This window comes from Alteraurantiacibacter lauratis, from assembly GCF_037154155.1.
GTDB lineage: Bacteria > Pseudomonadota > Alphaproteobacteria > Sphingomonadales > Sphingomonadaceae > Alteraurantiacibacter > Alteraurantiacibacter lauratis.
The window spans coordinates 188,359-197,903 of sequence record NZ_JBANRN010000005.1 but is presented as its reverse complement, the minus strand read 5'-3'; the positions used below and the strand labels follow the sequence as shown (position 1 = coordinate 197,903).

Here is a 9,545-nt window from a genome sequence, read left to right as displayed (position 1 = left end):
TTGATTTGTGTTGCGGAGTCTTGGGCCAATTCATGCGCCAAGCCATTGGTTTGGGGCGGCGCGCGCGGCCGCATCGGTTGCGGACCCGCATCAGCGCTTGTTGAAGGTCGCCCACTTGTCCGGTTCGGGCAGGTTCTCGCGGATATCGTCGGCCGGATTGGGATCGATCCCCGCGCCCTGCCGGTGCAGATGCGCCTTGGCAATCATGTTCGCGGTGATCGGCGCTGCGATAAACAGGAACAGCGTGATCAGCAATTCGTGTGCCGAAAAATGTCCCACGAACATGGGAAAGTAGATCATCGAGGCGATCAGGATCCCGCCTACACCCAGCGTGGTCGCCTTGGTCGGGCCGTGCAGCCGCGTCATCAGAGAGGGAAGGCGGACCAGACCCCACGACCCGACCAGCGCAAAAACGCCGCTCAGCACGATCATGAGCGAGATGACGATTTCGGCAAGCAGTTCCATCGCCACTTACTCCACAATATCGCCGCGCAGCAGGAACTTGGCATAGGCCACCGTGCCGACAAAACCCACCATCGCCAACAGCAGCGCCGCTTCGAAATAGAATGCGGTCCGCTCGTAAATGCCGAAAAGGACGATCAGCGCGATGGCGTTGATCAGCATGGTGTCGAGCGCCAGTATGCGGTCGCCGCGCGTGGGGCCGGCGAACAGCCGCCACACGGTGAGCAGGATTGCCAGCGAAATCATGGCAAAGCCGGCGATGATGGCGATGTCGATCATGCGAAAATCCTCATCAGGCGCGCTTCGTAACGCGATTTGATGCGCGCGACTTCTTCCTCGCGGCTTGCCACATCAAGCGCGTGGACCAGCAGCAGCCGGCCGTCGGTCGACACATCGGACGACACGGTGCCGGGCGTCAGGCTGATCGTGCCCGCCAGCACGGTGATCGCCTCAGGCTGCCGGACATCGAGCGGGATCACCAGCCAGCACGAGCGCAGATCGCGATTGCGCCGGAACAGGATCAGCCAGGCGACATGGAAGTTGGCGACGAAAATATCCCAGATCACCACCAGGACATAATCCACCATGGCCCAGCTCCATTTCAGTCGCGGTTTCCCGCTCCAGTAGGGGGAGGTGAACAGCGGCACCAGCAGGCCCACCACGCAGGCCATCACGATGGTGCCCGGCGAAATGGTGTTGGCCAGCAGCACCCAGACAATCGCCAGCATGGCGCTGAGGCCCGGATGCGGGAAAAGCCGTGCAATCATGGGCGGTCACTCCCTGGGGCGGGTTCCGGTTGCAGCACGGCGCCAATATATGCCTCGCGCGCAAAGAGCTGGTCCGCGGTCGCCTGGGCGAAGGAGGTGGCAGGGCCGGCAAGGGCGGCAAGCGCCACCAGCACGGCAAAGATGGCCCAGGCCGGAAACGTCGCCCCCGTGCCTGCGGTGAGCTGGCCCTGCGGCTCCCCCCCACTCTTCCAGAACAGCACGCTGCCCGCGCGGGCAAAGCCGATCATGGCGAGGAAAGTGGTGCCAAGGATGGCCAACCAGATCCAGAGCGCGGAACTGGCCTCAGCCGATGCCGACAGGATCATCAGCTTGCCGATAAAGCCCGCCAGCGGCGGCAGGCCGACGAGGGCGACCGCGGTGAGCATGAACAGCAGGGAAAGTTGCCCCATGCCGGCAAAGCGCGCGCCCGGTTCCAACCGGTCATCCAGCGCGCCGCGCGACCGGGCCACACAGTCCGCCACCAGAAACAGCATCGCGCTGGCAAAGGTGGAATGCGGCAGATAGTAGAGCGCCGCCGCGACCGAGGCAGGCGTGAACAGGGCCATCGCGGCGAGCAGCGTGCCGGTTGAACCGATCACGGCAAAGGCGGCCAAACCGCGCAGCCGCCGCGCCGCGACCAGCCCGACAAAGCCGATCGTCAGGCTAATCAGCGCTGCGGGCAGCATCCATCCGGCCGGCGCCCACGCCGCCGCGCCCGCATCCTCTCCAAACATCAGCGTGGTTGTGCGCAGGATCGAATAGACGCCGACCTTGGTCAGGATGGCGAACAGCGCCGCCACCGGCGCGGAGGTGCTGGAATAGGCGCGTGGCAGCCACAGGTGCAGCGGCAGCAGCGCGGCTTTCAGCGCGAAGACGGCGATCAGCACCTGCGCCCCGGTGCGCAGCAGCGCCTGATCCTCTGCCGGGGCATTGGCGATGCGCACCGCCATGTCGGCCATGTTGAGCGTGCCGGTCACGCCATACAGCAGTCCCACCGCCACCAGGAACACGGTCGATCCCACCAGATTGACGACGACATATTGCACGCCCGCCTGCAACCGTTCCGATCCCTGTCCGTGCAGCATCAGGCCGTAGGACGCGATCAGAAGGATTTCGAAGAACACGAACAGGTTGAACAAATCGCCCGTCAAGAATGCACCGCACAGGCCCAGCAACTGGAACTGGAACAGCGGGTGGAAATGCCAGCCGCGCCGATCCAGATCGGTCAGCACAGCGTGTAGCATGACCCCTGCGGCAAGGATGTTGGTGACCAGCACCATCAGCGCCGACAAGCGGTCGAGCACCAGCACGATACCGAACGGGGCCGCCCAATCGCCCACCGCATAGGTGCGGATCGCACCGTCCGCGGCAAGGGCGAACAGGGCCACGGCGATGCCCAGTTGCACCAGCATCGCGCCCAGCGACACATAGCGGCCCAACCGCGTCAGGCGCGCCGTGCGCAGCAGCAGAAAGGCGCCGATGACCGCCGGCAACAGAATGGGGGCAAGGATCAGGTTCATCACACCTCGTCCCCGGCATCGGGATGCTGTTCCCCGTCATTGGGCAGCCCATCGACGTGGTCGGTCCCGGTTTCGAGATAGGCGCGCAGCGCGAGCACGACCACCAGCGCCGTCATCCCGAATGCGATGACAATAGCGGTCAGCACCAGCGCCTGGGGTAACGGATCGGTATAGGTGGCCGTATCGGCAGACCAGATCGGCGGCTGATCGATCACCAGCCGACCCATCGAAAACAGGAAGGCGTTGATTGCATAGGACAGCATGGCAAGGCCCAGCACGACCGAAAAAGTGCGACCGCGCAGCGTGAGGTAGATGCCCGCAGCCGTCATCACGCCAATCGCGCTGGCGACTAGAAATTCGACGCTCATCGCTGTGCCTCCGCTTCGCGTGTGGGGTCGATGTCCATGGCCTCTTTTGGTGTCTCCAGCTTTTCGGCGCGCTGGGCAATGTTGGACAATTGGCCCAGCGCCAGCAGCACCGCGCCCACCACCGTCAGCGCCACGCCAATGTCGAACAGCAGCGCGGTTGCCAGCTCGACTTCGCCCACAACGGGGAAGTGGAAATAGCCGAACGCACTGGTGAGGAAGGGCGCGCCAAAGGCCAGCGATCCGAGGCCCGTGGCCGCCGCAATCAGCACGCCGAACGCGATCAGTGCGTGCCGTTCGGTGCGTCGCCGCTCCTCCGCCCATTCAAAGCCCGACGCCATGAACTGGATCAGCATGGCAATGGCAAACACAAGCCCCGCGATGAAGCCGCCGCCGGGCAGGTTGTGCCCGCGCAGGAAGATGTGCAGCGCCACCACGATGGCAATCGGCAGGATCAGGCGGCTGGCGACCACCAGCATCATCGGGTGCCGTTCGGGCGAGCGGACGATATCGGGTATCCACGCCAGCAGCCGCGCGCCCGACGCGCCGCGCGTGGCGGTTTGCAACAAGGCATAAATCGCCAGCGCCGCGATCCCCAGCACAATGATCTCGCCAAAGGTGTCGAACCCGCGGAAATCCACCAGCGTCACATTGACGACATTGGTGCCGCCGCCACCCGGCTTCGATTGCGCCCAGTGGAAAGCGGAAATGGGATCGTTGGGCGCGCGCGTCATCACGGCATAGGCCAGCCAGCCCACTCCGCCGCCCGCCCCGATCGCCAGCACGGCGTCGCGCACATGGCGCACGCTGGCGCTGCGCGGCAAAGTAATCTTGGGCAGCAGGTTGAGCGCCAGCAGCAGAAGCAGGATGGTCACCACTTCCACCGATATTTGCGTCAGTGCCAGATCGGGCGCTGACAGATAGATAAAGCCCAGCGACACGATCAGCCCGACGACGCTGATATAGATCAGCGCCAGGAAGCGCTTGTGTTCCGACACGACCACCGCGACCACACCGGCAATCAGCGCCAGCCATGCGATTACGGTAATGGGCGAGGCGGGCAGCGTCTCGCGCGTGCCCGCCGCGTAGCTGCCACCGCTCATCCCTTCGGCCCCCAGCGCCAGCGTAGCGAGGAAGAACACGAACAGCGTGCGTTGCAGCGACCCGTTATTGATACCATCGCTCAGCCAGCGGCAGCCTTGCACAAGGCCTGCGATGAAGCGTTCGAACAGGTCTTTTGCAACCGGCACGGGCAGGCGTTGCCAGATGCGTTCCGCCAATCCGAACCGCCACAGCACCAGCGCGCCGCCCGCCACGGCCAGCACGCTCATCAACAGGGCGGCGTTGAAGCCATGCCACAAGGCCAGCTTGTAAGCGGGCGGCTCCCCGCCGATCACCGCACCCGAAACCGCCTGCACCAGCGGCCCCGCCAGTGTCTGCGGAAACAGGCCGATCAGGACAACCAGCACGACCAGCGCAGCGGGCGGCCCCCACAGGCCAATTCCGGGATCGTGCGGGGTTTTGGGATAATCGGTGCGGCGCGGGCCGAAATAGACAGCGACGATGTAGCGAAACGAATAAGCCGCCGACAGCAGCGCGGCCAGCGTCACCAGCACCGGGACCAGCCAGGCGCTGCCCGCCCAGGCTGTGTGAGCGGCTTCTTCCAGCATCATTTCCTTCGACAGGAAGCCGTTGAGTGGCGGAATCCCCGCCATCGACAGCGCCGCGACAATGCCCAGCGTGGCCGCAATCGGCATGAGATGCAGCAATCCGCCCAGTTGCCGCGTGTCGCGTGTGCCGACTTCGTGATCGACGATACCTGCATTCATGAACAGGGCGGCCTTGAAAGTGGCATGGTTGAGGATGTGGAACACGCCCACGATCGCGGCCATAGGCGTGCCAAAGCCAAACAACATGGTCAGCAGCCCCAGATGGCTGACCGTGGAATAGGCAAGCAGCGCTTTCAGATCAGTCTTGAACAACGCGATCGCTGCGCCAACCAGCATGGTGACAAGGCCCGTGGTGGCAACAAGGTAGAACCACAGATCCGTGCCCGCCAGCACCGGCCACAGCCGGGCCAGCAGGAACACGCCCGCCTTCACCATGGTGGCGCTGTGCAGATAGGCGCTGACAGGGGTGGGCGCGGCCATGGCCTGCGGCAGCCAGAACTGGAACGGGAACTGCGCGGATTTGGTGAAGCAGCCGATCAGGATCAGCACCAGTGCCACCGGATACAGCGGCGAGGCCTGAATGACTTCGCCCGCGCCCAGGATCTCGGTCAACTCGTAAGATCCGGCGATATTGCCCAGCACCAGCATCCCCGCGATCAGCGCGAGGCCTCCGCCGCCGGTCACCGCCAGCGCCATCCGCGCGCCCTGCCGCCCTTCGGCCAGATGCCGCCAGAACCCGATCAGCAGGAAGGAGGACAGGCTGGTCAATTCCCAGAATACCAGCAGCAGCAGGATATTGTCCGACATCACGATGCCCAGCATCGCGCCCTGGAACAGCATCAGGAAACTGAGGAACCGCGCCGAGGAATCGGCCGCCGAGAGGTAGAAAGCGGCGTAAATGATGATCAGCAGCCCGATGCCCAGGATCAGCCCGGCAAACATCAGCCCCAGCGGATCGAGGAAATAGCTGACATTCAGCCCAATGGCCGGAACCCATTCGATGCGGGCGGAAATATCCTGCCCGGCCAGAACGGCGGGCGCCTTTGCCAGCACCAGCAGCAACGCGGCAAGGCTGAAGCTGCCGGCAAGGGCGGCGTGCGCCATGCGCGGCGCGCGCGCGGCCAGCGCAACCCCCAGCGATCCCAGAAACGGGAGCAGCGAAATCAGGATCAGGTCCAAAGGTAAGTTCCCCCAGGCAGGCTGCAGCGCTGCAACCGGGCATAATCGCGCACGCGCCATGGTCGATCAGCCAAGGCTGAATGCGCCATTCTGACAAATGGTTCCCGGATTTCAAATCCGTGCGTGGGCAAGGCTGCATATGGGTAACAGGGTCGAGGCGACATGGTGTCCTGGCTCTGTTTCGGATTGTTCGGGCGTTGGTTCTGCCTGAATGATCGGGGCATTTGTGTCAAAGGGAATACGGCCGATTTAGGCTTCCCGGCCTAGGCTGGGAAGCCGCAGGAGGTGTATCCGCGAGGCTGCGCCGTCGGGTACGGAGGGGCGGCTTTCGGGTGATCGGCGCCCGTGGACGGGGTTGCCAGAAATTGCCTTGTGCTGCATCGCAGCAAGGCGGGCTTCGGCCATTCAGCCCTCGATACGATTTATGCGGAATATGCCCAAGCCATGATCCGGAGCCTGTGCCAGCCTCTTCCCCTTCTGACTTTCGCGGGTGCCGCGGCCATGATGCCGCTGCCTGCCGCGGCGCAAGGTGTTGATGCCAATGCCATTGCCGATGCCAGCGATGCCTTTGGCCAATCAGTGGGCAATGAACGCATCGGCATATATTCCGCCTTCGAAGTGCGCGGCTTTTCCCCCGTGGATGCGGGCAATACGCGAATCGAGGGGCTGTATTTCGCGCCTATCGAAGCGCCGCCAAGCCGCTTGATTCTCGGCAACCGGGTGCGCGTGGGGTTGACGGCGCAGGGCTATCCCTTCCCCGCGCCCACGGGGATCGTCGATTACGATCTGACTGCGGCCGAACCGGGCGAACTGGTCACGCTGTCGCTGGAGCGGGCGCAATACGGGTCGCTGGTTGGCAATCTGGATGCGCGCCTGGCGCTGGGCGATGATGTCACCGGCTATGCCGGCGGCGCGATCCGGCGGCAGAACCGGCACGAAGGCGGCACATTCAAATCGCATATCCTGACAGGCGGGCTGACCTGGCGACCTTATGAGGGCGCGGCGCTGACCGGCTTCTGGGGCTATACCCGCCTGTATGACGACGAGGCCGCGCCGACCGTGTTCCTGGGCGGCGATTACCTCCCCCCGCGCATCACCCGGCGCCAGACGATCGGGCAGGAATGGTCGAAACGCGACAGCAACCAGTCCGTGGGCGGGCTGGTGGCGCGACTGCCGCAGGGCGACTGGCTGTTCGAAGCAGGGCTTTTCCGGGCAGAGCGGCAAGTGGATTTCAACTTCACCGATATCTTCACCGCCACGCAGCCTGATGGCACCACGCCCGACCGGGTGATGGTGATCGATGCCGACAATCACGACCGGCTGAGTTCGGGCGAACTGCGTGCTGCGCGCATCTTCGGCACAGCCAGTCTTGCCCACCGGCTGACCGTCAGCCTGCGCGGCAAGCGCGGCAACCGCGTGTTCGGCGGGGCGCAGCGCGTGTCGCTGGGGCCCAGCACGCTGCAATTTCAGGATCTGAAGCCGCAGCCGGTGTTTGCCTTTGGTCCTGACGATGCGGACCGCACATCGCAGACCACATTTGGCGTCGGCTATTCGGTAACGCGCCCCGGCCTGTTCGCGGTGGATATGGCGCTGTCGGCCTCGCGCTACCGCAAGACGATTGATCTCGCATCGGCGGCGGCCCCTGCCACCATGCAGGACGAGCCGGTAACGGGCAGCCTGACCGCAAATGTGACGCCGCTTGCCGGGCTGACCCTTTATGGCGGATATGTGCGCGGGTTCGAGGAGATCCCGGCCGCTCCCGCCAATGCCAGCAATCGGGGCGAGGCGCCGCCCGCCATCCGCACCAACCAGGCCGATTTCGGCCTCCGTTACGCCGTTCTGCCGGGGATGACGCTGGTGGCGGGGGTGTTCACGATCACCAAACCCTATTTCAATGTCGATGACGCGCTGCTCTATCGCGAGCTGGGATCGCTTCGAAACAGAGGGGCGGAGTTTTCGCTGTCAGGTCATCCACTGCCGGGCCTTTCGGTGGTGGCGGGCACGGTGCTGCTCGACGCGTCGGTCAGCGGGGAGCTGGTGGAGGATGGCACGATCGGCCCGCGCCCGATTGGCAGCATCAGGCGGCGCAGCAGCCTCAATATCGACTGGCGGCCCGAAGGGGGCAACAGCCCGCTGTCATTCGATTTGAGTGTCGAAAGCCTTTCGGGCCGGATTGCCAATGCGCGCAACACGCTGATGGTGCCGCCATCGGCTACGGTCGATGTCGGGATGCGCTACCGCTTTGCGCTCGCCCAATCGCGTGCGCTGCTGCGGGTGCAGGTGGCCAATCTGTTCGACAATTACAGCTGGCGCGTATCGGGCAATGGGTCGCTGCTCTACACCCACAACCGTCGCGTTCTGGCCGAATTGCGGCTGGATCTGTAAGCGCAGGCCGCATTGCCTGTTGCTTTTGATAACCATTCGCAATAATTCGCTTGCAAACCGGCCTCGGCCCTGCTTTTGAGGGTGCGAAGGGCGACTCCCGTCGGCCGGATGGTCGGCATGGCGGGCTGGCGTTTGCAAGGAGAAGACGAGATGGCGCGTTTCGGGATGATGGGGGTTATGCTGGCGGGCCTGGCTGCGCTGGCGGGGTGTTCGGACACGGGTGAGCAGGCAGCGCAGGAAGGCGGCGTGGTCAATCTGTACACTGCGCGCCATTACGACAGCGACCAGGCCCTGTATGACCGGTTCAAGCAGGAGACGGGCATTACCGTCAATGTGATCGAGGGCAGTCCGGATGAACTGGTCGCCCGCATGACCAGCGAAGGCGCCAACAGCCCGGCCGACCTGTTCGTGGCCGCCGATGCCGGCGCGCTGTGGCGCGCGCAGCAGGCAGGGCTTTTCCAGCCGGTTTCGTCCGAAACGCTGAACAGCCGCATCCCCGCCAATCTGCGCGAGCCGAGCGGCCTGTGGTACGGTTTCGTGCGCCGCGCCCGCGTGGTGGCCTATGATCCGGCCAAGGTGCAGCCGGACGAGATCGACGATTACGCCGACCTCGCCAGCCCGCGGTTCCGCGGCAAGCTGTGCGTGCGTTCGTCCGACAGCGTCTATAACCTCTCGCTGGTGGGCGCGCTGATCGAAGCGTGGGGCGAAGAACGCGCGGGCGAATGGGTGCGCGGCGTTGTCGCCAACATGGCCCGCCCGCCCGAAGGCGGCGACCGCGACCAGATCCGTGCGGTGGCGGCGGGCGTGTGCGAAGTCGCGCTGACCAACAGCTATTACTACATCCGCATGGCCAGCGGCGATGACGCGGCCGACCGCGAAGTGACGCAGAAGGTCAAGCTCGGCTTCCCCAGCCTCAACGGCGAGGGCGCCCATGTGAACATTTCGGGCGGCGGCGTGGCGGCCCATGCCCCCAACCGCGACAACGCGATCCGTTTCCTCGAATTCCTGGCATCGCCCGAATCGCAAACGCATATTGCGGCGAACAATAACGAGTTCCCGGCATCGCCCGATGTGCCGGCGCCCGCCCCGGTTGATGCCTATGCGAACTTCACCGCCAATCCGATGTCGGTGGCAGCCTTTGCGGCACGGCAGCCGCAGGCGCAATCGCTGATGAGCGCGGGCGGCTGGCGCTGATCG

Annotated in this window: 8 protein-coding genes; 2 read left to right on the top strand and 6 right to left on the bottom strand. The window is 64.7% G+C overall.

All coding sequences use genetic code 11. The annotated features are described in order from the left end of the window. Positions 1-90: 90 nt before the first annotated feature. Genes WFP39_RS07240 through WFP39_RS07215 form a run of 6 tightly spaced genes read right to left on the bottom strand, consistent with a single transcriptional unit; the run spans position 91 to position 5,963 of the window. Positions 91-465 (bottom strand): Na+/H+ antiporter subunit G, encoded by a 375-nt coding sequence (locus WFP39_RS07240; RefSeq protein ID WP_336918629.1) that lies wholly within the window; start codon positions 463-465, stop codon positions 91-93. Between the two features lie 6 nt (positions 466-471). After that, positions 472-741, bottom strand: a complete 270-nt coding sequence (locus tag WFP39_RS07235) for a K+/H+ antiporter subunit F (RefSeq protein WP_336918628.1) — start codon at positions 739-741, stop codon at positions 472-474. Continuing rightward, positions 738-1,229: a Na+/H+ antiporter subunit E gene (locus WFP39_RS07230; protein WP_336918627.1), complete on the bottom strand. Its 492-nt coding sequence runs from the start codon at positions 1,227-1,229 to the stop codon at positions 738-740. The genes WFP39_RS07235 and WFP39_RS07230 overlap by 4 nt, the downstream gene beginning before the upstream one ends. Next, positions 1,226-2,749 (bottom strand): monovalent cation/H+ antiporter subunit D, encoded by a 1,524-nt coding sequence (locus tag WFP39_RS07225; RefSeq protein WP_336918626.1) that lies wholly within the window; start codon positions 2,747-2,749, stop codon positions 1,226-1,228. The genes WFP39_RS07230 and WFP39_RS07225 overlap by 4 nt, the downstream gene beginning before the upstream one ends. Beyond that, positions 2,749-3,117 (bottom strand): Na+/H+ antiporter subunit C, encoded by a 369-nt coding sequence (locus tag WFP39_RS07220; RefSeq protein ID WP_336918624.1) that lies wholly within the window; start codon positions 3,115-3,117, stop codon positions 2,749-2,751. The genes WFP39_RS07225 and WFP39_RS07220 overlap by 1 nt, the downstream gene beginning before the upstream one ends. Continuing rightward, on the bottom strand, positions 3,114-5,963 hold the full coding sequence (locus WFP39_RS07215) for a monovalent cation/H+ antiporter subunit A (protein ID WP_336918623.1): 2,850 nt from the start codon (positions 5,961-5,963) through the stop codon (positions 3,114-3,116). Before WFP39_RS07215 ends, WFP39_RS07220 begins: the two co-directional genes overlap by 4 nt. A gap of 501 nt (positions 5,964-6,464) precedes the next feature. Between WFP39_RS07215 and WFP39_RS07210 the strand changes: the two genes are divergently transcribed. Next, on the top strand, positions 6,465-8,348 hold the full coding sequence (locus WFP39_RS07210) for a hypothetical protein (protein WP_336918622.1): 1,884 nt from the start codon (positions 6,465-6,467) through the stop codon (positions 8,346-8,348). A gap of 150 nt (positions 8,349-8,498) precedes the next feature. Further along, the gene (locus WFP39_RS07205; RefSeq protein WP_336918621.1) at positions 8,499-9,542 is read left to right on the top strand and encodes an extracellular solute-binding protein; all 1,044 of its coding nucleotides are present in this window, start codon (positions 8,499-8,501) and stop codon (positions 9,540-9,542) included. The last annotated feature ends 3 nt before the right edge of the window (positions 9,543-9,545 follow it).